Origin of the sequence: Simiaoa sunii (genome assembly GCF_014337175.1) — a bacterium.
Classification (GTDB): domain Bacteria; phylum Bacillota; class Clostridia; order Lachnospirales; family Lachnospiraceae; genus Acetatifactor; species Acetatifactor intestinalis.
The window spans coordinates 1,309,354-1,333,615 of sequence record NZ_CP060633.1; the positions used below are offsets into that span (position 1 = coordinate 1,309,354).

The following is a 24,262-nucleotide window of genomic DNA, read 5'->3' on the forward strand; positions in this document are numbered from 1 at the left end:
GCTGTTGGATATACTATAACTGTATCGCGTTTTAAACGACGTGATACGGAAAGCAGGATCCGACAGCCATGAGCAGTTTACAAAAGAAAGAAACATTATTAATCGTTGATGATTCAAAATTTCAAAGAGTAGTGATCAGACAGTCTCTCGGGGAGTATTTTAACTTCGCAGAGGCTGTTTCCGGTGAAGAATGTCTTACGATCATGGAGAAGGAAAGCGATGCCATTGATCTGGTGCTGCTGGATCTGGTCATGCCGGGGATCGACGGCTTTGAAGTACTGCGCCGCAGACAGAATATGGAGGGCTTCAAGGACACGCCGGTTATCGTTCTGACGAATACGGAATCGGTGTCTTCCCAGTCGGAAGCATTTGCACTGGGGGCGGATGAATTCATTATCAAACCGGTAGATGCCCGGATCGCGCTTACCCGCATCAATAATACACTGGGGGTAAAACGCAGACTGCAGAATAGCAGAGATGAGCAGAAGGCCTGGAAGACAAAGTCGCAGATTGACGAGATGACCAGTCTGTTCAACAAGATGACAGTAGAGAAGCTGATCACGAAGACTCTGACAGAACATGAGGATGGTCTGCATGCTCTTATGGTGATAGATATCGATAATTTCAAATCCATAAATGATGTATACGGTCATACTATGGGAGACCATGTGATCAGCGTCATTGCAGGAGTCATTTCTTCACAGTTCCGCAGCACAGATTATGTGGGACGTATGGGTGGAGATGAGTTCGCAGTATTGATGGGAGATATTCCATCCAGAGAGATTGCACTGATCAAGGCAGAGAATCTGGTCAACCTCGTAAAATATAAAGAGAACTTATCCATACCGGAAAATATATCCATCAGTGTGGGAATAGCATTTTCCGATCCAGAGGATCATTGCTACTATGATCTTGCGGCAAAAGCAGATCAGGCATTGTATGTATCCAAGAAGTCGGGAAAAGGACGCTACAGCGTGTTTGGTGAGGAAAATCAGACCCCTGATCAGAAATTACAGGCTTTTGTGTGGTCATCCTCCCGTAATGTTACCAGCATGCTGGAGTTTGCACTGCCGGAGTTTGTTCATCTGAAGAAAGTAATCTCGGTGGAAGAGATCAGAGAGAACATAGGAGAGAAGACCGGCGAAGACATTCTGGGACTGTTCGTGGATGTATCAGAAGAAGAGGACGGAGGACAGGCACGCTGGCAGGAGCTTGGAGGCTTACAGAGAGAACATGCGCTTCCCATGATCGCCATCTGCAAGGAGGGGAATCTTGTACAGATGAAATGTGCGTTGGAGACGGAAGGGATCCAGGATCTGCTGCTGGCCCCATTGGAGGCAAATGTACTGAAGCGGCGGTTGAAGATTTGGACGCAAAAATAGAAACAGAGGATGTGATCATATGGATTTATTTGAATATATGCGAAGCACCAATATGGAAAAAGAGGCTCCTCTGGCGGCGAGAATGCGTCCCCGGACACTGGATGAGGTCGTAGGGCAGGAACACATCATCGGTAAGGATAAGCTGTTGTACCGCGCCATCAAAGCAGACAAGATCAGCTCCATTATTTTCTACGGACCGCCCGGCACCGGCAAGACGACGCTGGCGAAGGTCATTGCCAATACCACCAGTGCGGAATTCCGGCAGATCAATGCCACGGTAGCCGGTAAAAAGGACATGGAAGAAGTGGTGGAAAAGGCTAAGGAACTGCAGGGAATGTACGGAAAACGTACGATCCTGTTCATCGATGAGATCCACCGTTTTAATAAAGGACAGCAGGATTACCTGCTCCCGTATGTGGAGGACGGTACGATCATCCTCATTGGTGCAACTACAGAGAATCCATATTTTGAAGTGAACGGAGCTCTGATCTCCCGCTCGGTGATCTTTGAATTAAAGCCGATTCCAAAGGAAGCGATCAAAGAACTGTTAAAAAAAGCGGTCTACGATACGGACCGCGGAATGGGTGCCTATAACGGAACCATAGATGAAGATGCGTTAGATTTTCTGGCGGATATCTCCGGTGGAGATGCCAGACACGCGCTGAATGCCATTGAACTGGGAATTATGACTACTGAACCTTCCGCTGACGGGAAGATTCACATTACTCTGGATGTGGCACAACAGTGTATTCAGAAGAGAGCAGCACGGTATGATAAAAATGGTGACAATCATTACGATACCATTTCCGCATTTATCAAAAGTATGCGGGGGTCTGATCCGGACGCGGCGGTATATTACCTGGCGAGAATGTTGAATGCAGGAGAGAGCGTGACTTTTATCGCAAGACGTATCATGATCTGTGCTTCGGAGGATGTGGGAAATGCAGATCCGCAGGCACTTGTGGTAGCGGTAAATGCATCGCTGGCGGTGGAACGGGTAGGTATGCCGGAGGCACAGATCATTTTGGCGCAGGCAGTAACCTATGTTGCCACAGCGCCTAAGAGCAACCGCAGCTGTGAAGCAGTATTTCAGGCAATGCAGGAGGTACATGCCACCGGAGATCTGCCGATTCCGACACACTTGCAGGATGCACATTATAAAGGAGCAGCAAAATTGGGACATGGCACAGGATATAAATATGCACATGATTATCCGAATGATTATGTGGAACAACAGTATCTGCCGTATGAACTGAGTGGCAGAGAGTTCTACCAGCCATCCGGCAACGGCTATGAAGTGAAGATCCGCGAGCATATGGCGAGAATCAAAAAAGAAGCCACAGAGGCTTCTTCTGAAAATAACGAATCCTAAATGAAATACCTGATCGAGGAATTAGAATAATTCGAGGAATTAGAATAATTCCTTGATCAGGTATTTGTAGATTTCCTGGTTTTTTTTCTGCCAGTTGTCGCAGATGGCTGCGGCGGTTTCTTCCACAGGTACGGAGAGAGTAATGTCTACCAGGTTGATACCTCTGTCTTTTGCCACGAGGTGAGCTTCGTATTCGCCGGAAGTGGATTTATAATAATCTCCGAGAACAGATACTTCATTTCGAAGTGTGAATTCGTTCTCGCGGAAATAGGTATCGATTTCCTGCTTGATCGTATCGCCGATGCGGTTTTCGAAGAAATTCAGAGTTTCTTTTCCTTCGGGAGTGATGGACAGATGCGTACGGTTACGGATGGATTGCGTGGCGATCATACCGGCATCGGTCAATTCGTTGATCACCTGCTGCAGCGTCAGGAAGTTGGTATATTCTTTTCCTAAAATGAAATCGCTGACCTGTGCGGCCGTGAGAGGGAAGGTGACACGATTCAGCATATAGAGCACAATGAGTTTATATAGGGTAAGCGGATCTTGTAACATAATGTCATAACAGCCTTTCTTATACAATCTTGTATTACGATCTTATATTTGATACAGGTCACCCTGACGGATGCCCTGTTTTTTCATGCGATGATGCAAAGCATTTAACACCCCACGTTTATCCAGACTCCATTTCGGAGCGATCAGCAGATCCTTCGGACCATCACCGGTGACACGGTGGATCACAATCTCCGGTGACAGATGAGCCAGACAGGAGATGACCAGATCTAGGTAGGCATCCAATGTCAGAACCTCAAATTTCCCGGCAACATAATCCCCGGCCAGATCCGTGTCTGCCAGAACATGAAGTAATTGCAGCTTGATGCCGAACGGGGAGATACGGTTCAGATAATTTATGGTCTGAAGAACCTGTGTATCAGACTCCCCGGGAAGCCCCAAAATCGTGTGAACAATGATGGGAATCTGTAGCGTCCTCAGATCAGCACAGGATTTTTCGAAGCAGGATAAAGGGTAGCCTCTGCGGATATAGGAAGCGGTCTCTTCATGAATGGTCTGGAGACCAAGCTCGACCCAGAGAAATTTATCACGGTATTCTTCCTTCAGGCGGGAGAGTAGTGCCAGTACCTCCGGTCCCAGGCAGTCCGGTCTCGTGGCGATGGAGATACCGCAGATGTCCGGATGATCCAGGGCAGAACGATAGACCTCTTCCAAATACGGGAGAGGTGCGTAAGTATTGGTATATGCCTGAAAATAAGCGATCAGATCCTGTCCGATGGATTTATTGCCGAAGTTGGAAATGCCTTCCGCAATCTGTTCTTCCATCGATTTGCCGAGGATGTCTACGGCAAAATCGCCGCTGCCGCCGCGACTACAGAAGATACAGCCCCGAGTGTCCAGGGTGCCGTCCCGATTGGGACAGGACATCCGGGCATTCAGGGCTATTTTATAACATTTATGGTGAAACGTATTTTTACAATAGGAATCCAGAGAGTAGTAGGGTTTACCGTGCCAGTCTCTTGCTATGTCTGTCCGTTGCATCAGTGAATATGACTTTTCACAGCGTCAGCCACAACTTCGGCTACCTGAGGATCGAAAGCTTCCGGCATAATATTGTCGTCAGACAGCTTGTCTGCGGGAACCAGGCCTGCAATGGCTTCTGCGGCTGCCAGCTTCATTTCCTCGGTGATCTGGGTAGCGCGACCTTCCAAAGCACCCTTGAAAATACCGGGGAATGCCACAACATTGTTCACCTGATTGGGAAAATCACTGCGTCCGGTTCCGACGACGCGGGCACCTGCGGCTTTAGCTACATCCGGCATGATCTCGGGCACGGGATTGGCCATGGCGAACAGGATGGAATCGTGGTTCATGGAAGCTACCATTTCCGGTGTGACAATGTTGGGAGCGGATACACCGATGAAAATATCAGCACCCTTCAGAGCATCTGCCAGAGATCCGGTCTCGTTGTTTAAATTGGTTACTTCTGTCATTTTTTTCTGCATCCAGTTTAAACCTTCGGTGTCTTTGGACACGATACCTACTTTATCGCACATGATAATATTGGGGAATCCATAGGTCAGAAGCAGCTTCGTAATAGCTACACCGGCGCTGCCGGCACCGTTTACTACGACACGGCAGTCTTCTTTTTTCTTGCCGACTACCTTCAGGGCATTGATCACACCGGCGAGAACAACGATAGCGGTACCGTGCTGATCGTCATGAAATACCGGAATATCCAGAAGCTCCTTCAGACGTTCCTCAATCTCAAAGCAGCGGGGAGCGCTGATGTCTTCCAGATTGATGCCGCCGAAGCCGGGTGCCAGATAAGTTACGGCTTTGATGATCTCCTCAGTGTCCTGGGTATCCAGACAGATGGGAACTGCATTGACATTGCCGAATTCCTTGAAGAGGACTGCCTTGCCTTCCATAACGGGCATTGCCGCATAGGGACCGATATTACCGAGACCGAGAACCGCACTTCCGTCGGAGACGACAGCAACGGTGTTGGCTTTCATGGTATATTTGTAAGCGGCTTCTTTGTCCTTTGCAATTACTTTGCAGGGTTCCGCAACACCGGGAGTATAAGCGATCGCAAGATCTTCACGGGTCTTGACGGGAGTCTTGGAGACGGTTTCCAGTTTGCCGTTCCATTTTTCGTGCATCAGTAATGCTTTTTCGTTGGTTGTCATGACAATACCTCTCTTAATTGTATTAGTAGTTGATCTGTCATACAGATTTCTGTGTTTGACAGCTATTAGTAATGATATAATAGAATCGATGTCTTAGCAAGGATTTGTAAAAAAATAATTTTGGGACTTCCTATTTGAAAAAAAATATATTATAATAGACGCAGATGTTGTTTTTATATCTTTTTAATTCATCACACATCATAGGTAGATCAAGATGTAAATCCCCTTAGTTAACAGTTTTATGGACGATAATAAGGAATAGAGGAGGAGTTTATGAGAGAAAAATATGAATCATTGCCGTTAGTTCAGTTAAAAGAACTGGCAAAAGTACGCGGTCTGAAGGGTACTTCTACGATGAAAAAAGCAGAGCTGGTAGAAGCTATGCTGGCAGAGGATGAGCGGCTGAAAAAAGAGGAAGAGGCTAAAGCAGCAGAGCAGAAGCAGGAGTCTGCGACAGAGACCGTCAGAAGCGAAGAACCGCAAAAGCAGGAGAGATCGGAACGTCCTGTCAGACAGGAGAGGAATTACAGACCGGATCGCAATTATCGTGGGGAGAGTGCGGAGAACGTAGGCGTGCGGAGCGAAGCCTACACCAAAGAACGTACGTTCAATCCCAATAATGTGGCATATGATGAGAGTCAGTATCCCAAGGAACTGGACAGCGGTATCGAAGCCAGCGGTATTCTGGAAGTCATGCCGGATGGCTATGGATTTATCCGTTGCGAGAATTATATGCCCGGTGAGAATGATGTCTATGTGGCACCCAGTCAGATCCGTCGTTTCGGACTGAAGACAGGAGATATTCTGAAGGGTAACAAGCGGATCAAGACCCAGCAGGAGAAGTTCAGTGCGCTTTTGTTTGTTAAGAGCATTAACGGATATACCGTAGAAGAATCCTCCAAGAGAATGGCATTCGAAGATATGACTCCGATTTTCCCCGATGAGCGGATCAAAATGGAGACTCCCGGCTGTAGCATTGCTATGAGAGTTATGGATCTGGTGAGTCCCGTCGGTAAGGGACAGCGTGGTATGATCGTATCCCCGCCCAAGGCAGGTAAGACAACGCTGTTGAAGGAAGTGGCAAAATCTATTCTGCGCGGCAATCCCAAGATGCATATGCTGATCCTGCTGATCGATGAGCGTCCCGAGGAAGTTACCGATATTAAGGAAGCGATCCACGGAGATAATGTGGAAGTGATCTATTCCACTTTTGATGAACTTCCTGAGCATCATAAGAGAGTATCCGAGATGGTGATCGAGCGTGCAAAGCGTCTCGTTGAACATAAAATGGATGTCGTGATCCTGCTTGACAGTATCACCCGTCTGACCCGTGCGTACAACCTGGTGGTTCCTCCCAGTGGACGTACTCTGTCCGGTGGTCTGGATCCTGCAGCACTCCATATGCCCAAGAGATTTTTCGGTGCAGCCCGTAATATGCGTGAGGGCGGAAGCCTGACAATTCTGGCGACCGCACTGGTAGAGACCGGAAGTAAGATGGATGATGTGGTATACGAGGAATTCAAAGGTACCGGTAATATGGAAATGGTTCTGGACAGAAAACTGTCCGAGAAGCGTATCTTCCCGGCGATCGACCTTGCAAAGTCCGGCACCAGAAGAGAAGACCTGCTGTTAACTCCGGAAGAGCTGGAAGCCATCAATATCATGCGTAAGGCACTGAATGGACTGAAGCCGGATGAGGCAACCGACCGGATTCTGGATATGTTTGCCCATACACGAAATAATGTGGAATTTGTGAACATGGTGAAGAAAAATCACTTTATTTAATTATCGCAAAAAATGTTAAAATAAGTCTTGCACCGTATCTCCTCTTATGGTACAATAATACCGCTGTTTGTGGTTCCATAAGCAGTGAGGATGAGAACAAGAACTTATACACGACATTTTTATAGAGAGGTGAAAGAAATGAAAGAAGGAATCCATCCCGCTTACTACCAGGCAACTGTAACCTGCAACTGTGGTAACACATTTGTAACCGGCTCCACCAAGCCTGAGCTTCACGTAGAAGTTTGCTCCAAGTGTCATTCATTCTACACTGGCCAGCAGAAGTCTGCAAGAACCGATGGCCGTATTGATAAGTTCAATAAGAAATACGGTGTTAAATAAGATTGCAAGCGAACGGTTGAGGTATTCTTATCTCAACCGTTTCTTGTCGTACAGAAAGTGCTTTCCTATACGACAAAAAGGATTCTGTTTTATATTGCATTACGAGGACAAAGTTTATGGCTAGAAGGAAAAGTCGTTATTCCGGAATCGGCGGTCAGGCCGTACTGGAAGGCGTTATGATGAAAAATAAAGAAAAATACGCGGTGGCAGTCCGTAAGCCCGACGGCGAGATCGAAGTGGAAGTTGAGACTTATCAGGGGCTGGCTCACGGCAGCAAAATCAAGGAGCTTCCCTTTATCCGCGGTATTTTTAATTTCCTGGATTCTCTGATCCTGGGAACCAGGGCGTTAAATTATTCTGCTTCCTTTTATGAAGAGGAGGACAGTAAGGAGACAAAGTTCGATAAAGCAATGGATAAAATGAGCGGCGGTAACGGAGAGAAATTATTATCCGGAATCGTAACGGTGATCTCTGTCGTACTGGCAGTGGGACTCTTCATTGTACTTCCTTATTTTATTTCATCTCTGTTTGAGAGCTTTATCCGCAATCGTTCTCTGATGTCGATCATCGAGGGTGTGATCCGTATTGCCCTGTTTTTACTGTATGTATGGGGCATCAGTGCCATGAAGGATATCCGCAGACTGTATCAGTATCACGGTGCGGAACACAAGTGTATTAACTGTATCGAAAAAGGCAGACCCCTTACGGTGCACAACGTGATGCATAGCTCCAGGCTGCACAAGCGTTGCGGAACCAGCTTTATTTTCTTTGTTATGCTGGTAAGCATTGTGCTGTTTTTCTTTATACAGGTGGACAATGTAGCGGAGAAGGTGATCCTTCGTATTCTGCTGATGCCTGTTGTGGCAGGAATCTCTTACGAGATCATCCGCCTGGCAGGGCGCACGGACAATATCTTTATTAAGATTCTGTCGGCTCCCGGTATGTGGATCCAGCGTATGACCACCAAGGAGCCGGATGAGAGCATGGCAGAGGTAGCTATCGCGTCCGTGGAAGCGGTGTTTGACTGGAAGAAATATTTACAGGATACCTTCGGCTACGAAGTGGACGAGAGCTGGATGAAAGATGAGGCTTCCGCAGAGCCGGAGGATTAAGATGACCTATCGGGAATGTTACGAACAGGGCTGCTGTACCTTACAGGCAGCGGGAATCGAGGAAGCTGCACTGGATGCGAGACTTTTACTGGAAGCCGTGTGCGGTACGAACCGCAATGATCTGCTGGTGCACGGCGAACAGCCGGTGGCACCGGAAGCGGAAGAAAAGTATCTGAACTGGATCCGTCAGCGCGCGGAGCATATTCCTCTGCAGCAGCTGACCGGGGAACAGGATTTCATGGGGCTGACCTTTAACGTCAATGAGCATGTGCTGATTCCGAGGCAGGATACCGAGATCCTGGTGGAGGAGGTACTGAAGGAGCTCCATGACGGGATGCGGATACTGGATATGTGTACGGGATCCGGATGCATTCTGTTAAGCCTGCTGCATTACAGCAATGATTGTGAAGGACTGGGTGTGGATCTGTCTGCGGAAGCGTTGGAAGTAGCAGGACGGAATGTCTTGAAGGTGCTTACACCGGAAAAAGCGGAGCATGTGCATTTTTTACAGAGCGATCTGTTTGAAAAAGTAGAAGGAAAATTCGAGATCATTGTATCAAATCCCCCGTACATTGCCAGTGCTGAGGTAGACAGGCTGATGCCGGAGGTGCGCGACCATGAACCGCGGATGGCTCTGGACGGAACGGAGGATGGATTGGAATTTTACCGTCGTATTATTGCGGAAGCCGGGCAGTATCTGGTGAGCAGTGGTATGCTGTTTTTTGAGATCGGATATGACCAGGGACAGGCAGCATCGGAACTGATGCGGGAACACGGATACCGTGAAGTACAGGTGGTACAGGATTATGCCGGTCTGGATCGTGTAGTATATGGAACTTATGTTGAGAGGAAAAACTAATGTTTGACAAGTTAGAAGATTTATTGATTCGTTTTGAAGAGATCATGGGCGAACTGCATGAACCCACGGTCACGAATAACCAGGAACGTTTCCGCAAGCTGATGAAGGAGCAGAGTGATCTGACTCCCATCGTGGATGCGTATACAGAGTACAAAAAGTGCAAACAGGATATCGAAGATTCTCTTTCCATGCTGGAAGAGGAAAAAGACGAAGAAATGCGCGAGATGATCAAGGAGACGTTAAACGACAGCAAGAAGCGCGTAGAAGAGCTGGAGCAGGAGCTGAAGATCCTGTTACTGCCCAAGGATCCTAATGATGACAAGAATGTAATCGTGGAGATCCGTGCCGGTGCCGGCGGCGATGAGGCTGCACTGTTTGCAGCGGAGATCTATCGTATGTATGTGCATTATGCCGAGAAGCAGCGTTGGAAGGTAGAGCTGATCAACGTGGATGAGATCGGTATCGGCGGTATGAAGGAAGTACAGTTTACCATCAGCGGACAGGGTGCTTACTCCAAGATGAAGTATGAGAGTGGCGTACATCGTGTACAGCGAGTGCCGGAGACCGAGAGCGGCGGACGTATCCATACCTCCACCATCAGTGTGGCGGTTATGCCGGAGGTGGATGATGATATTGATATCGTCATCGAGGACAAAGATATCCGTATCGATGTCATGAGAGCATCCGGTAACGGTGGTCAGTGTGTCAACACCACCGATTCCGCAGTACGTCTGACCCACTATCCTTCCGGAATCGTGGTATACAGCCAGACTGAGAAGTCCCAGATTCAGAACAAGGCGAAGGCATTCGCGCTGTTAAAGTCCAAGCTGTATGACATCGAGCAGCAGCAGAGACACGATGCGGAAGCAGAGATGCGCCGCAGCCAGATCGGTACCGGAGACCGTTCTGAGAAGATCCGTACCTACAACTTCCCGCAGGGTCGTGTCACCGACCATCGTATCGGTCTGACCCTGTATAAGTTAGACAAGATCATGAACGGAGATATCGAAGAGATTATCGATGCCTGCATCGCAGCCGACCAGGCAGCCAAGCTGGCTAAGATGAATGAAGAATAAAATTGTAAAAGAAACGGTCTTTGGCATAAGTCAAAAGACCGTTTTTATGTATACTCTTAATGAATAAAAATAATTTGAAAAAGGACATAGTTATGGCATAATTATACTATAAAGGAGAGGGGAACGATGGGAAAGTATACAGCATGGAAAATGAAAGCTGCAATATGTGATGATACAGTAGAAGACGCGGAGTTCATGGAAAAACATATAAAAGAGTATTTCATGAAAAAAAGCATTCCTTATGAATGTAATGTATATCAGAGCAGTAAGGCATTGTGGTACGAAATTGAGGATGGTCAAGCGTTTGATTTGTTGTTTTTGGATATTGAAATGCAGGAATTAAATGGCTTTGAACTGGCAGCTAAAATTCAGGAAACAGCACCGGATATTCTGATCATCTTTGTGTCTGCTTACGAGAGTTATGTGTATAAATCATTTGAATTCCGACCATTTCGTTTTATTCCGAAGCAACAAATGGAGAGCATGATCACACAGGCACTGGAGGCAGTATTCAGGGAAATTGTATCACGTACCTCAGAGGGTTATATTGCAGAAAACCAACAGGGTATAGAAAAAATACCATTTAGAAAAATTGTATATATTTGGAGAGAAGGCAAGTATTTATATATTGAAAAGACGGATGCAACCAGGTGTAAGGTAAGAAGTTCCTTAAAAAAGATATCGGAGAAATTACCGGAAGATGAGTTCGTATGGGTAGATCGGGGATATTTGTGTAATTTATATCATGTGAAACAGATCAAAGATAACCAGATGGTTTTATCTACGGGGCAGCAATTGTACATAGGAGAACGACGGCTGGCGCAATTAAAACATCAGATAATGGAATATTGGCAGGCAGGTACGATGAATGGAGAGTAGAATACAGATGATTAAAATTCTGTGGAGCATACACAACTCGGCATGGCTTCTGATATGGATGGATAAGCTTTTTGATCGGAGAAAATACATAGATTCAGATAAAAAATATATTTTAACAATTTTATTATCGGGAATGCTATGGTATGGTCTGCAAAAGTATTTGTCGTGGATTCCGTTACTGTTACTTCTTACTATTTTAGGATACCTGTTATGGAATGGCTCTGTGGAAGAAATAGCATCCCTTGTAGTCAGTTATGTTTTTATTTGGACCGTTTTACTGGAACTGGTGGAACATTTCTGGACAAATGCGGAATTTTGCGCACAGTCAGGGTGGCTGGTTTTAAATGGTATATTGATATCTGCTATAAGACATAAAGTAATAGGAAAAACTTTTACATCGTTGAATCTGTTGAAAACATTTGGCATTGCTTTCTTTAGCACAGTATTTCTGTGTGATTTTTTCATGGATATGATTTATGGAAATGCAATTCAGAATTATGTTTTCCTGTCCTGCCTGGTGAGTCTGCTTCTTGTGGTATATTTTTACTTCCGCCAATCGCAACTGAAGATGCAAATCTCTGTATTAGATACACAATATGATCTGATTGAGAGTCAGTATGTCAGAGCACAGAATTTTTATACAGAAAATGCAAAACTGTATCATGATATCAAACATCATCTGCGAGCGCTGGAGAGACTTCTGCAACATGGTGATCAGAGAGAAGCTTTAGCATATATAGAGAGCGTGCAGGAACCGCTGCAGTGTAAAATGATTCCGGTACATACAGGCGTAGATATTGTAGATACTGTAATTTATGAAGCAAAAGAGAAAGCGGAACAGCGTAATATTCTTTTGGTGGTCGAAACACCGATTCTTCCGTCAGGGTTAAAATTGGAGGATAGAGAATTTTGTGTATTATGTGCCAATTTATTGAACAATGCATTGGAAGCAGCAAAAGAACAAATCAGATTGAATATTGCGATAACAGCAGGGTTTCTTGTGATTGAAATGAAAAATGACTATAAAGAAAAACCAGTAGTTGAAAATAATCATTTTGTATCTGAGAGAGAGCAGGACTCATTAGCGCATGGCTGGGGAATGAAGATTATTGAACAAATTGTGGAAAAATATCAAGGAGAGTTGTCAATCAGGGTTGATATGCAGGTAAGTATTAAAATATTGTTGGACGTGCAATAATTGGTGGTCAGATTTCTGCTTTTTGTGGACAAATTATGATAATAATAAAAAAATAAGTTATTATAAAAAAGGACGAAAGAGTAACAAAAGTCTACAAAATTAGAAGGAGAATCCTATGATGAAAATCAAGGAAACTGTTAAATGTGTGCCTGTAATTTTAGGATATTTTTTGTTAACTGAGATTGGCAAAATGATAGAGTTTTGGATTTTTATGGCACATCAAACGGAAAGTGATTTATATGAGCAACAATGGAGTTGGATCACTATGCCGGAAAGCCGGCTCTTTCAGATCCCGGGAAAAACAGGACTGTTGTTTACTGCATTGACAGCAGTTGTGTTATGTATGTTAGCTCATGGGAAAGACTTTCGTGTGGGACAGTTGAAAAAGATTAAGGAAACGCTACAAGGAAATTGGAGAAAAATAATGCTTCAGACAATATTAATAGTGGGTGTAGTATTGGGAATGTCTTATACCAGATTCCTGGATCGTATTGCCTCCGTTATATCCATGAAAGATATTTATTTCTATATCAGTGGTACCGGCGCACTTGCGGGAACACAGGTACTTGAAAATATAGCTGAAAGGTTTTCTATCCTTGTCACATTTCATGAACCTGATTTGTTGATAGTTCCGATTTCCTTTTTAGTATTTGAACTATTAAGAGTCTGTTTTGATTCTAAAATGACACTAACTTAAGAGATAAATTTTTTACTCTTCCAGAAAATGCGAAAGGTAGAAACGGGAATTATCATAAGTTATACAGCTAAGTTGAATGAGGAATAAGAGAAGAAAATGATGAAGGGCGGACTTTGGCGGTGCCAGGGTTCGCCTTTTATGATATAATGAGCCTCAAGGAAAAACAAGTGGCTGCAAGCAGACATTTGTTTTTCTGGGCTCATTAGCGAACGAATATCCTGCGAAGCAGGATGTAGAGTGCGATAGCACGAATTCGTGAGCTTATGATACAATAAAGAGAAGCAGCAAATATGAACAAAGGAACAGTAGAAGGAGAAAAAATCAAATGACCATAGCAGAAGCAATACGTGAATATGTCAATGAAACCGAAGGTCTGGAGTTCTATGAGCAGGAGTCGGAAAAGGGTCTGGGGATCCTGGATAGTTACAGACTGAAATAGAAAACGGAGAGTTAAACAGTGAAAAAACATATTTTGTGCATCGGAGATTCCAATACCCATGGGCTCTGCACCGATCCGTCGGAGAGTGCCGACCACGGCAGCAGATATAATGAAGAGGAACGTTGGACTTGCCTGTTACAGAAGGCATTGGGAGCGGAGTATCTGGTCATTGAGGAAGGCTTAAGCGGCAGAACCTGTGTGTATGATGATCCGGACATGGATTCTGTGAATCTGCTGCCGGTATTGCATGCCCTGTTGAACAGCCACGAGCCGTTAGACCTGCTGATCCTGATGTTAGGTACCAATGATTCCAAGGTGAAATTCAATACGGATGCGCGGAAGATTGCAAAGGGCATGCAGATCCTCTTGGAAGAGGCGAAATCGGTTCCCTGCTGGGGAAAGAATGGACCGAAGATCCTGATTGTGGCACCGGTTCCCATCGAAGAGGGTGTGATTTATCCTGATTTTAATGAAAAAAGCGTGGAGACAACGAAGACACTGGCAAGAGAATATGCTTTTCTGGCAGTGGCTGAGCGGGCGGATTTCTTAGATGCCGGAGGCTGTGAACTGACAAGCGTGGATCATGTGCACTTGACAGCGAAGGGCCACAGACAGATGGCAGAGCGGATGGAGACCGCCGTGCGGGACATCCTTGGGAAAACGGCACCGGAGGCAGTGGAAGAGAGGAGAGAGAGTGACGGGATGGAGGAGATCGTAACGGCAAAAGAGGCAGATCTGCCCCGGATTCTGGAGATCTATGACATCGCCAAAGCTTACATGCGGGCAAACGGCAATCCGAACCAGTGGAACGGCGCCTATCCGGATCCGGAGACACTGCGGACAGACATTGAAAAACAGAGGTTGTACGTGTATAAAAAAGACGGACGCATCCACGGGGTATTTATGCTTTTGCTGGAGGAGGAACCGACCTATGCCTATATTGAGGACGGCAGCTGGCGGGAGGAGAGACCTTACGGCACAATCCATCGCCTGGCGGGAGACGGGGAAGTGAAGGGACTGTTTGCAAAATGTGTTGCTTTTTGTGAGAGCAAAGTGAAATATCTGCGGGCCGACACCCATTTCGATAATCACACCATGCAGCACTTATTGGAGAAGAACGGCTTTGAACGCAGAGGCATTATTTACCTGAAAAACGGAGATCCACGCATCGCCTATCAGAAATAATGCACAATACCTGACCGATTTCCTATGAGCAATATTCACAAAAATATTCAGAAACGCCGAAAGATACTGACATTTCGGCGTTTTTTCTGTTAGAATAGTTAAAAATGGATATATTATTGGTAGTAAACGGAAATTGTGTTTTGCATTTTTCTGCAGTCGGCAGAGGAAAGGAAGGTTAAGGTGTTTCAGAAGGGCGAACGTGTAGTATGTGGCAGTAAGGGAGTCTGTGTGGTGGAAGAGATCACGACATTAGACATTGCGGGAGTGGATAAGAAGAGAGAGTATTATATTTTAAAACCTCTGTATCTGTCCTCCAGCACGGTATATATTCCGGTGGATACGGCGGAAGGCTCCATGCGTAAGGTGCTTGCGCACGAGGAAGCGGAGAATCTGATCCACAGGATCCCGGAGATCCCGCTGATCACCATTGCCAATGATAAGCTGTTAGAGCAGGAATACAAGAATTGCTTAAAGACCAGAAGCTGTCAGGATCTGATCCGGATCATCAAGACGATCTACCTGCGGAAACGTGCCAGAGAGGAAGTAGGACGTAAGGAGACAGCAGTGGATGCCAGATATTTTCGTATTGCAGAGGATCATCTGTATGGAGAACTGGCGGTAGCTTTAGATATGTCCAGAGAAAATGTGGAAAGCTATATAAATACCTCTTTACAATCCGTGTGAAAAGGTCTATGATATCAACATAAGTCCTAAAGCAACAGATTTTAAGATCAGAAAACGTTGAAGAGAAGAGTAGGATGCATAGAAAGGCACCAGAGAGAACCGCCTTGTTATTAAGAACAGGAGCTGTGAGCGGTTTTGCCGGATGCGGACGAAGACCATCTCCGAGTGGCTTTAATACAGCCCGGCAGCTCCCGTTACGAGTAAATGAGTGGCAGTTATTTTATATAATTGCAATCAGGGTGGAACCGCGTGTGATACGTCCCTTGCAGATTGTTGCAAGGGACTTTTTTGTGACTTTTCAGCAAAACTCTGAAAGAGCGATTTTGCGAATTGAGGTGCTGAATAGTTGAGTATTTAGAAAACAAAAAGGAGAACGAAAATGGTAAATTTTAAGGAAGACGAAAGACTTTCAACGCTCAATCATTCCTGCGCCCATGTCATGGCACAGGCAGTAAAGCATCTGTACCCTCATGCAAAATTCTGGGTAGGACCTGTGGTAAAGGAAGGATTCTATTATGATATCGATCTCGGCAACGATGTGGTCAATGATGAAGTGATCGCTGCCATCGAAAAAGAAATGAAGAAGATCTGCAAGGAAGGCAAGAAGATCTACAGAAGAGAAGTTTCCAAGGCAGAAGCTATGGAAATGTTCAAGGACGATATGTACAAGCTGGACCTGATCAGCAATCTGGAAGACGGCAACATCACAGTATACGATCAGGGGGATTTCACCGATCTGTGCCGTGGACCTCACGTAGACAACACCAAGCTGTGCAAGAACTTCAAACTGGTAAAACACTCCGGAGTATATTGGAAGGGCGATGCCAACAACCACGTAATGCAGCGTATCTATGGTGTCTGCTTCCCTACCGCAGAGGAACTGGAAGCACATCTGAAAGAGCTGGAAGAGGCCAAAGAGCGTGACCACAGAAAGATCGGCAAGGAAATGGAACTGTTCATGACTGATGATCTGGTAGGCCGCGGACTTCCCATGTTCCTTCCCAAGGGTTACACCGTATGGCAGGAGCTGGAGAATTATATCAAGGATAAAGAGAGAAGACTGGGATATCTGCATGTTATGACTCCCTGCGTAGGTACTGTAAATCTGTACAAGACCTCCGGTCACTGGGATCACTATAAGGAGAACATGTTCCCTCCTATGGAAGTGGAAGGAGAGTCCTTCGTACTGCGTCCCATGAACTGCCCTCACCATATGATGATCTACGCTAACACGCAGCATTCTTACAAAGATCTGCCTATCCGTATCGGTGAGATCGCGCATGATTTCCGTTTTGAAGCCAGCGGTACCCTGAAGGGTATCGAGAGAGGCAGACATTTCTGCCAGAACGACGCCCATCTGTTTGTAACACCGGAGCAGATCGAGTCCGAGTTCTCCAATGTAGTAGACCTGATCTTCAATACCTACAAGGATTTCGGTATTACCGATTACAGATGTGTCCTGTCCCTGAGAGATCCGGAGGACAAGGTAAAATATCACGATGACGACGAAATGTGGAACAATGCAGAGGACGCTCTGCGCAAGGTTCTGAACGACCTGGGCATTGAGTATACCGAGGAGATCGGTGAAGCTGCATTCTACGGACCGAAGCTGGATGTAAACGTAAAACCTGCGGTAGGTAACGAGTACACCCTGTCTACCTGCCAGCTGGATTTCTGCCTGCCTGCAAAATTCAACCTGACCTATGTGGACAAGGACGGTCAGAAGAAGACTCCCGTGGTCCTGCACAGAGCAATCTTAGGATCTCTGGACAGATTCATGGCTTATATCCTGGAGGAGACCAAGGGTAACCTGCCTCTGTGGCTGGCTCCCGTACAGGCTATGATCCTGCCGGTCAAGAACGATGACGAAGAGCTGAATGCCTATGCGCATGATCTGTACGGTTATCTGCTGGACAATAACATCAGAGCAGACATCGATGAGCGAGCAGAGAAGCTGGGCTACCGCGTAAGAGAAGCACAGGTGAAGAAGATTCCTTACCTGATCATCTTAGGAAAGCAGGAAGCACAGGACGGCACCGTAAGCTATCGTCTGCATGGACAGCAGAACACCACTACCGTATCTAAGGATGAGTTCCTTGCGATGTTAAAGGATGAGATCGCAACCAAGAAACTGAGCAAGTAATTTGGCAGTCAGATAAAAGAAAAACATGAAAAAGCGTCACTTCCCATAGAAATGGGGGTGGCGCTTTATTTATTTCTTATGGGCAACAAGATGAGCCAGTGGCATCTCAAATTTTATAAAAAAACCAGTAAAAGGAATAAGAATTTCAAATCTGCACAGACTATCCATGACGCGTGGTGGGACTGCAACTGCTCTTTTGCCGCGTGTCCTCTTTTAAAATTTTAAAATCAAAAAAGAAGATGAGACGCCGCAGAAAGCGGCAGAAGGCGAGGGAAACATGGCAGATTTAAAATGCGTTGTGGAAAATTGTACCTATAATAAGGACTGTCTGTGTAGCAAGGGAGACATCATGGTGGGCGGCAAGCACGCCTGTGACTGTGACGGAACCTGCTGTGAAAGCTTTGCGCAGAAGAGAGAGGGGCGGGATTCTTTCAGCAGCTCCCTGTCTCATCCAAGCCATACGATCAGCATCGACTGTGAGGCGGTAAAGTGCATCTATAACAGTAATTATAAGTGTGTGGCGGATCATGTGGATATCAAGGGCTGCGGAGCCAGCGACTGCAGAGAGACCGCCTGTGCTACTTTTTCAGAAAAGTAAATCAGTATTCCGGCTTGACAAATGTTCCGAAACTGCGGATAATAAAGCAGGAAACCGGATTCGGCGGGAGACCGCCGGTACATAGAATACAGTAATCTGAAAAAATGTAATATTATTGTAAAAACGGGGTTGACATCAGAAAAACTTCGTGGTATTCTATTTAAGCGTGTGAAGAACACGATACAACAAGCAGAGTATCCACTCTCACCTTACGGCGCAGGCTGGTAAGCGTTCAGATTTTTCATAGACAGAGAACTCGTTTGAAATTTGTTTGAATGAGGGCAGTCCGTGAAGGGAACAGGTGGATAGTTATGCTATCTGCTTTTTTATTGTTTAACACATTTTCTTATGGAGGTACACAACCATTAGCGATTTAATGATTAATGAACAGATCAGAGACAAAGAAGTACGACTGATTGGAGAAGACGGAGAACAGCTCGGAATCGTTTCTTCCAGAGATGCCCTGAAGATGGCAGAGGAAGCCGGACTCGACCTGGTGAAGATTGCTCCTACGGCAAAGCCTCCTGTTTGTAAGATCGTGGATTACGGTAAGTACAAATACGAGCAGGTGAGAAAAGAGAAGGAAGCAAAGAAGAAGCAGAAAGTCATCGATATCAAGGAGATCAGACTTTCCCCCAACATCGATACCAACGATCTGAACACTAAGATCGGTGCAGCCAGAAAGTTCCTGACCAAGGGAGACAGAGTGAAGATCACCTTGAGATTCCGCGGCAGAGAGATGGCACACATGAACAACAGCAAGCATATCTTAGATGATATCGCACAGAGCCTGTCCGATATTGCGGTAGTGGAAAAAGCTCCCAAGGTAGAAGGCAGAAGCATGACAATGTTTTTAACTGAGAAGCGTTAATTCGTACAGTTAAAAAGTGTCGGATTCCGACACGATAGATTAAGTAAAGTTTAGGAGGAACTCGTTATGCCCAAAATGAAGACAAGCAGAGCAGCAGCTAAGCGCTTTAAAGCAACAGGAACCGGTAAGTTAAAGAGATCTAAAGCTTACAAGAGCCATATCTTAACCAAGAAGTCTACCAAGAGAAAACGTAATCTGAGAAAGCCTGCAATTACGGATGCAACTAATGTTAAGAATATGAAGAAGATTTTACCTTATTTATAATTCAGGCGAGGAGGAAATAAGACATGGCAAGAATTAAAGGTGGCTTAAATGCCAAGAAGAAGCACAATAGAGTATTAAAGCTTGCAAAGGGCTACAGAGGCGCAAGAAGCAAGCAGTACAGAGTAGCAAAGCAGTCTGTTATGAGAGCTCTGACCAGCTCTTATGCAGGTAGAAAAGAGAGAAAGCGTCAGTTCAGACAGCTGTGGATCGCTCGTATCAATGCAGCAGCCAGAATGAACGGTTTATCTTACAGCAAGTTCATGTACGGTCTGAAGCTTGCAGGCGTTGATATGAACAGAAAGATGCTGGCAGACCTGGCAGTTAACGATGCAGAAGGTTTCAAGACCCTTGCAGAGCTGGCTAAGTCCAAGATCGCGTAAATAATAGCAACTGTTAAGGCTGGACACATTATCTTCGGATGGTGCGGACGGCCTTTCTTTTTTGTAACTATTTGGAAGGAGACCATTATGATAAATCCCGGAATGATGATGAAACTGATGAATGCGAAGAATACCTTCGAGAGTAATCATCCCAAATTTGCAGCGTTTGTAAGCAAATTTTTTATGGGTGGAGCGATCACGGAAGGAACCATTATCGAGATCACGATCACAAGACCCGGTGAAGAGCCCGTGTCCACGAATCTGAAGGTACAGAAATCCGATCTGGATCTGGTAGAGGAGCTTAAGAATCTGAGATGAAGATAATATTTTTTGATATTGACGGAACCTTAATATGCGGAGGAAGTGAACTGATGTCAGAGAGCACGAAGGAAGCCATCCGCATCGCCAGAGCCAACGGTCATATCTGCATGATCAACACCGGGCGTACGAAACGGCTGGTTGGGGAAAATCTTACCGGACAGGTGGAATTCGACGGATTGTTATTGGGCTGCGGAACGGAGATTGAATATCATGGAAAACAGCTGATGCACAAGACATTTTCCATGGAGGATTCTAAGGCAATTCTGACAGCCATGAAAAAGTATCATGTGGATGCCGTCCTGGAAGGCAGCAGGGAAGACTATGCTCCCAGAGGAGAAGAAGTATTTACTGAGACTTTCCGTCATATGGCACGTGAGATTGAAAATCGGAAATACGATCGTTATGCCAATGCACCGGGCAACTACGATAAATTATATGCCTATGCAGAGACTCCGGCGGGAATGGACGGAATGAAGCATGACCTGTCGGAAATACTGGATTTTATTGACAGAGAACAAGGGTTTTATGAGATTGTCCCCAAAGGATATTCCAAGGCAACAGCAATCCGTTACATTACGGACTATTTGAAGATCCCCATGGAAGACACTGTGGCCATCGGAGACAGCAATAACGACCTGCCGATGTTAAAGTATGCTCACACCAGCATTGCTATGGGTAATTCCAGTAAACAGGTGTTGGAAACAGCAGATTATATCACCACGGACGTGGATAAAGACGGCATCTGGAACGCTCTGAAGTGGTTGGGAGTCTTGGATAAGTAAAATGGATAAGCAAATAAGTAAAATGGTAAAAATGTAAAAATAGTAAAAATTAGGACTGGCAAAATAAAGGAACATGGAGTATAATATTTTATGTTCCTTTTGCAGATATGGTTCATCGGTAGAACGCTAGCTTCCCAAGCTGGAAAGGCGGGTTCGATTCCCGTTATCTGCTTTTATATTTATAGAAAATGCGCAAAAACCTGTAGAAATGGGTCTTTGCGCATTTTGATTTTTTGTATTTTGACGTAATAGTTTGCAAAATGCAACATGGAATGCAACATGTTTTATTGGTTCAATTTTTGAAGAAGAGCATCCTGCAATACCTGTGAAAAATTAACATTCCTATCTGTAGCAGCTTCATTCAGCCATTCCGGAATGGAAAGAGTTTTTTTGACTGCTTTGGAGTTATGTTTTTTCTGGTAGGATATGAGGTCAAAGGGAACAACCACACAGAAGGTATCAGGATCTAAAGTAACAGCGTAAGGTTCTGTGACCGGAGGAAGGGCTTCTCTGTTCTCTATACGGGAGACTACGGCAAGACCAAGTGCATCCCATGCCATTTCGTAGGCATCCTGCATATTTTCCCCCTGTGTCATACATTCGGGGAAATCCGGGAAGGTGATCCAAAAGCCTCCTTCTTCTGCTTTATGAAAAAGTGCCGGATAAAAAAGTTTTTTCATTTTGGTTCTCCTTGTTAATATTTGTTATTTTAAGCCAGCTTGTTTCAGAATTGCCTGTTCCAGACCTTTTTTTATGTCTTTGCAATGGTAAGGAACAATAACGGTTTTATGAGTATCGGTGTTCTTCAGCTTTACATGGGAGCCGTTCTGGCTGATAACTTTTGTATCTCCTTTCCTACCTCAAATTCATTTTAGTGCGTAATATTACGTATGTCAATAAATGATACGTAATATTACATACAAAAAGAACGAGGTAATAGTAGTGCGTTGGGGTAAAATAAAACTATACTTTGAAAAGACAGAATATTTCAGAATAGCATCAGCCGCCGAGTGTTCTACGGGATATTCAATAAGGTGAACCTAGACACTGGCGATACGGGCGAACCGCACTCCTCCCGGAACTGATGCTGAAGTTATTATACAATGATGCATGGAAAGACACAATGGGAAGTGTTCTTTCTGTGCACTTTTTTATGAGTTGACAATCATCCGATTTCGGATTATAATACAAAATTATCCGATATCGGATAAAATGTATTTGAAAGGAGACTGGAAGCGTATGGAAGAGCAGAGAAGAAAAGCCATGAAACAAATGGCTCTATATAATCAGTTATTGAAGGAATTGGATGATATTTACCGTGTGTATGCTAAGAACTGTAACCTGTCGGAAACCGCGTTCTGGATTCTCTATTGTATCAGGGAGAGGGAAGGGGAGACTTTCACGCAGAGAGAAATCTGTAACTATTGGTTTTACACGCCACAGACGGTGAATTCAGCCCTGAAACATATGGAAGAGGATGGCTTGCTTACACTTCGTGCAGAAGAAGGCAACCGCAAGAATAAGAAGATCTACCTGACGGAAAAGGGAGAAAAGCTGGTGGAACAGATCGTAGATCCCCTGATGGATGCTGAAGTACGGGCAACGGAAAGCTTAGGAGAGCAGGAAATGGAAAAGTTCCTTAAGATCATGAAAAGGCAGACGGAATTATTCCGGGAGGAAATTGCAAATTTCACTTCGCCTCTTTGTGATAAAATCGCTCAGAAATGAGGAGTTTTATGAAAATACAATTATCAGATCATTTTGACTATAAACGATTGCTACGTTTCGTGGCACCATCCATTTTAATGTTGTTGTGCACTTCAATATACAGTATTGTAGACGGATTTTTTGTGTCTAATTTTGTGGGCAAGACACCTTTTGCCGCCCTGAATCTGGTCATGCCGGTGCTGATGGGCGTAGGAACGATCGGTTTCATGGCGGGGACCGGTGGAAGCGCTGTGGTATCCATGACTCTGGGAGAGGGAAAAAAGGAACTGGCGAATGAATATTTTTCTCTGATCGTATACGTGACACTGGCTGCGTCTGTTGTCCTGGGACTGATCGGATATGCATTTGCACCGCAGATTGCACTGGCACTGGGAGCAAACGGAGATCTGGAGGCGGATTGTGTGTTATATTCCCGTATCCTGTTTCTGTCTACACCGGCATTTGTCATGCAGTATTTGTTCCAGAGCTTCTTCATTGCGGCGGAGAAGCCGACACTCAGCCTGAAAATCAATGTGCTGGCAGGATTGACGAATGCGGTGTTAGATTATGTGCTGATCGTGGTATTCCCCCTGGGACTGGCAGGAGCGGCGCTGGCAACGGCGGCAGGACAAGTTGTCGGCGGAGCAATTCCAATCATTTATTTTGCCGGAAAAAACAGCAGTTTGTTACGACTTGGAAAGATGAAATGGCACGGAAAAGTCATCTGGCAGACTTGTATGAACGGTTCTTCCGAACTGGTGACGAATCTGTCGACGTCCATTGTCGGTATGCTCTATAACTTTCAGCTGATGGAGGCGGCCGGAGAAAACGGCGTGGCGGCATATGGTATCATTATGTATGTGGATATTATCTTCATGACCTTGTACCTCGGCTATTCCCTGGGATCCGCACCTATCGTAAGCTTCCACTACGGTGCCGGCAATCATGCGGAATTGAAAAATCTGTGTAGAAAGAGCCTGGTCATCATCTCAGCCTGCGGTGTGATATTGCTTACGGCATCCCAGATCCTGGCAGGACCGTTGGTGAAGATTTTCGCAAACTATGATCAGGAACTGCTTAAGATGACGACCTGGGGATTTCGGATCTACGCTATCGCATTCCTGGTGAGAGGCATGAATGTCTGGGGATCTTCTTTCTTCACGGCACTGAATAACGGAGCAGTGTCTGCGGCAATCTCTTTCCTGCGGACCTTTGTGTTCCAGATCATTATCGTGTTGATCCTGCCGGGATTGATCGGCATTACCGGCGTATGGTTGTCCATTGTGATTGCGGAATTTTTAGCGCTGTTCGTGACCATCGGATTTTTGATTGCGAAGAGGAAAAAATATCATTATGCGTAATTCGTCTGCCTTTTTCTATTCTTGACAGAAAAATAGCAACTACTTATACTGGGATTGTGCGGATCGTTACGAGCTTTGAGATTGCATAGGACGATCTGCAGGCAAAATGGATCCAAACAAAGA

At 45.3% G+C, this 24,262-nt stretch carries 26 protein-coding genes and 1 tRNA gene; 22 read left to right on the forward strand and 5 right to left on the reverse strand.

What is annotated here, in order from left to right:
• Positions 1–68 precede the first annotated feature (68 nt).
• Together H9Q77_RS06125 and H9Q77_RS06130 are read left to right on the forward strand one after the other, a co-directional pair.
• Entirely contained in the window at positions 69–1,382 is a 1,314-nt protein-coding gene (locus H9Q77_RS06125) for a diguanylate cyclase (RefSeq protein WP_118550823.1), read from the forward strand.
• 19 nt (positions 1,383–1,401) lie between these two features.
• The gene (locus H9Q77_RS06130) at positions 1,402–2,754 is read left to right on the forward strand and encodes a replication-associated recombination protein A (protein ID WP_118550824.1); all 1,353 of its coding nucleotides are present in this window, start codon (positions 1,402–1,404) and stop codon (positions 2,752–2,754) included.
• Between the two features lie 39 nt (positions 2,755–2,793).
• On the opposite strand, the gene H9Q77_RS06135 is transcribed toward H9Q77_RS06130, so the two are convergent.
• From H9Q77_RS06135 to H9Q77_RS06145, 3 genes are read right to left on the reverse strand one after another with little or no spacing between them, the layout of a single operon-like run.
• On the reverse strand, positions 2,794–3,309 hold the full coding sequence (locus H9Q77_RS06135) for a DUF4364 family protein (RefSeq protein ID WP_118550825.1): 516 nt from the start codon (positions 3,307–3,309) through the stop codon (positions 2,794–2,796).
• 42 nt (positions 3,310–3,351) lie between these two features.
• On the reverse strand, positions 3,352–4,308 hold the full coding sequence (locus tag H9Q77_RS06140; protein ID WP_118550826.1) for a TIGR01212 family radical SAM protein: 957 nt from the start codon (positions 4,306–4,308) through the stop codon (positions 3,352–3,354).
• A complete protein-coding gene (locus H9Q77_RS06145) occupies positions 4,308–5,459 on the reverse strand; it encodes an NAD(P)-dependent malic enzyme (protein ID WP_118550827.1) in 1,152 nt (383 codons plus the stop codon). Before H9Q77_RS06145 ends, H9Q77_RS06140 begins: the two co-directional genes overlap by 1 nt.
• Positions 5,460–5,732: 273 nt before the next feature.
• Here H9Q77_RS06145 and rho point away from each other — a divergent pair, with 273 nt between their 5' ends.
• From rho to H9Q77_RS06235, 18 genes are all read left to right on the forward strand, one after another.
• Positions 5,733–7,244, forward strand: coding sequence for a transcription termination factor Rho (gene rho / locus H9Q77_RS06150; protein WP_022153878.1), 1,512 nt, complete (start codon positions 5,733–5,735; stop codon positions 7,242–7,244).
• A 138-nt stretch (positions 7,245–7,382) separates the two neighbouring features.
• Positions 7,383–7,583 (forward strand): 50S ribosomal protein L31, encoded by a 201-nt coding sequence (gene rpmE, locus H9Q77_RS06155; protein WP_022153877.1) that lies wholly within the window; start codon positions 7,383–7,385, stop codon positions 7,581–7,583.
• A 116-nt stretch (positions 7,584–7,699) separates the two neighbouring features.
• Positions 7,700–8,695, forward strand: coding sequence for a DUF1385 domain-containing protein (locus H9Q77_RS06160; protein ID WP_118547744.1), 996 nt, complete (start codon positions 7,700–7,702; stop codon positions 8,693–8,695).
• 1 nt (position 8,696) lies between these two features.
• Entirely contained in the window at positions 8,697–9,554 is an 858-nt protein-coding gene (prmC, locus tag H9Q77_RS06165) for a peptide chain release factor N(5)-glutamine methyltransferase (RefSeq protein ID WP_249326861.1), read from the forward strand.
• Positions 9,554–10,630, forward strand: coding sequence for a peptide chain release factor 1 (gene prfA / locus H9Q77_RS06170; RefSeq protein WP_117465028.1), 1,077 nt, complete (start codon positions 9,554–9,556; stop codon positions 10,628–10,630). Before prmC ends, prfA begins: the two co-directional genes overlap by 1 nt.
• A gap of 126 nt (positions 10,631–10,756) precedes the next feature.
• Positions 10,757–11,509 carry a LytR/AlgR family response regulator transcription factor gene (locus tag H9Q77_RS06175; protein WP_249326863.1) on the forward strand — a complete coding sequence of 251 codons (753 nt, stop codon included), beginning with the start codon at positions 10,757–10,759 and terminating at the stop codon, positions 11,507–11,509.
• Positions 11,499–12,707: a sensor histidine kinase gene (locus H9Q77_RS06180; RefSeq protein WP_249326865.1), complete on the forward strand. Its 1,209-nt coding sequence runs from the start codon at positions 11,499–11,501 to the stop codon at positions 12,705–12,707. The genes H9Q77_RS06175 and H9Q77_RS06180 overlap by 11 nt, the downstream gene beginning before the upstream one ends.
• A gap of 115 nt (positions 12,708–12,822) precedes the next feature.
• Positions 12,823–13,404 (forward strand): hypothetical protein, encoded by a 582-nt coding sequence (locus H9Q77_RS06185; protein WP_249326866.1) that lies wholly within the window; start codon positions 12,823–12,825, stop codon positions 13,402–13,404.
• Between the two features lie 457 nt (positions 13,405–13,861).
• Positions 13,862–15,028: a GDSL-type esterase/lipase family protein gene (locus H9Q77_RS06190; RefSeq protein WP_249326867.1), complete on the forward strand. Its 1,167-nt coding sequence runs from the start codon at positions 13,862–13,864 to the stop codon at positions 15,026–15,028.
• A gap of 180 nt (positions 15,029–15,208) precedes the next feature.
• Positions 15,209–15,712: a CarD family transcriptional regulator gene (locus H9Q77_RS06195; protein ID WP_249326869.1), complete on the forward strand. Its 504-nt coding sequence runs from the start codon at positions 15,209–15,211 to the stop codon at positions 15,710–15,712.
• A 379-nt stretch (positions 15,713–16,091) separates the two neighbouring features.
• A complete protein-coding gene (gene thrS / locus H9Q77_RS06200) occupies positions 16,092–17,855 on the forward strand; it encodes a threonine--tRNA ligase (RefSeq protein ID WP_249326870.1) in 1,764 nt (587 codons plus the stop codon).
• Positions 17,856–18,132: 277 nt separating this feature from the next.
• Entirely contained in the window at positions 18,133–18,453 is a 321-nt protein-coding gene (locus H9Q77_RS06205) for a DUF1540 domain-containing protein (RefSeq protein WP_249326872.1), read from the forward strand.
• A gap of 376 nt (positions 18,454–18,829) precedes the next feature.
• Positions 18,830–19,324 carry a translation initiation factor IF-3 gene (infC, locus tag H9Q77_RS06210; protein WP_022153560.1) on the forward strand — a complete coding sequence of 165 codons (495 nt, stop codon included), beginning with the start codon at positions 18,830–18,832 and terminating at the stop codon, positions 19,322–19,324.
• Positions 19,325–19,390: 66 nt separating this feature from the next.
• Positions 19,391–19,588 (forward strand): 50S ribosomal protein L35, encoded by a 198-nt coding sequence (rpmI, locus tag H9Q77_RS06215; protein ID WP_022153561.1) that lies wholly within the window; start codon positions 19,391–19,393, stop codon positions 19,586–19,588.
• 23 nt (positions 19,589–19,611) lie between these two features.
• A complete protein-coding gene (gene rplT, locus H9Q77_RS06220; RefSeq protein WP_022153562.1) occupies positions 19,612–19,968 on the forward strand; it encodes a 50S ribosomal protein L20 in 357 nt (118 codons plus the stop codon).
• A gap of 87 nt (positions 19,969–20,055) precedes the next feature.
• A complete protein-coding gene (locus tag H9Q77_RS06225) occupies positions 20,056–20,286 on the forward strand; it encodes a hypothetical protein (RefSeq protein ID WP_249326874.1) in 231 nt (76 codons plus the stop codon).
• Positions 20,283–21,071 (forward strand): HAD family hydrolase, encoded by a 789-nt coding sequence (locus H9Q77_RS06230; RefSeq protein ID WP_249326876.1) that lies wholly within the window; start codon positions 20,283–20,285, stop codon positions 21,069–21,071. Before H9Q77_RS06225 ends, H9Q77_RS06230 begins: the two co-directional genes overlap by 4 nt.
• A gap of 101 nt (positions 21,072–21,172) precedes the next feature.
• Positions 21,173–21,243: transfer RNA gene (locus H9Q77_RS06235), tRNA-Gly, on the forward strand.
• 112 nt (positions 21,244–21,355) lie between these two features.
• Here H9Q77_RS06235 and H9Q77_RS06240 read toward each other — a convergent pair.
• Together H9Q77_RS06240 and H9Q77_RS16830 are read right to left on the reverse strand one after the other, a co-directional pair.
• Entirely contained in the window at positions 21,356–21,751 is a 396-nt protein-coding gene (locus H9Q77_RS06240; RefSeq protein ID WP_118668233.1) for a type II toxin-antitoxin system HicB family antitoxin, read from the reverse strand.
• A 24-nt stretch (positions 21,752–21,775) separates the two neighbouring features.
• The gene (locus tag H9Q77_RS16830; protein ID WP_283244817.1) at positions 21,776–21,907 is read right to left on the reverse strand and encodes a type II toxin-antitoxin system HicA family toxin; all 132 of its coding nucleotides are present in this window, start codon (positions 21,905–21,907) and stop codon (positions 21,776–21,778) included.
• A 403-nt stretch (positions 21,908–22,310) separates the two neighbouring features.
• Between H9Q77_RS16830 and H9Q77_RS06250 the strand changes: the two genes are divergently transcribed.
• Positions 22,311–22,799 (forward strand): MarR family winged helix-turn-helix transcriptional regulator, encoded by a 489-nt coding sequence (locus H9Q77_RS06250; RefSeq protein WP_249326877.1) that lies wholly within the window; start codon positions 22,311–22,313, stop codon positions 22,797–22,799.
• Between the two features lie 8 nt (positions 22,800–22,807).
• Positions 22,808–24,139: an MATE family efflux transporter gene (locus tag H9Q77_RS06255; RefSeq protein ID WP_249326878.1), complete on the forward strand. Its 1,332-nt coding sequence runs from the start codon at positions 22,808–22,810 to the stop codon at positions 24,137–24,139.
• Positions 24,140–24,262 lie beyond the last annotated feature (123 nt).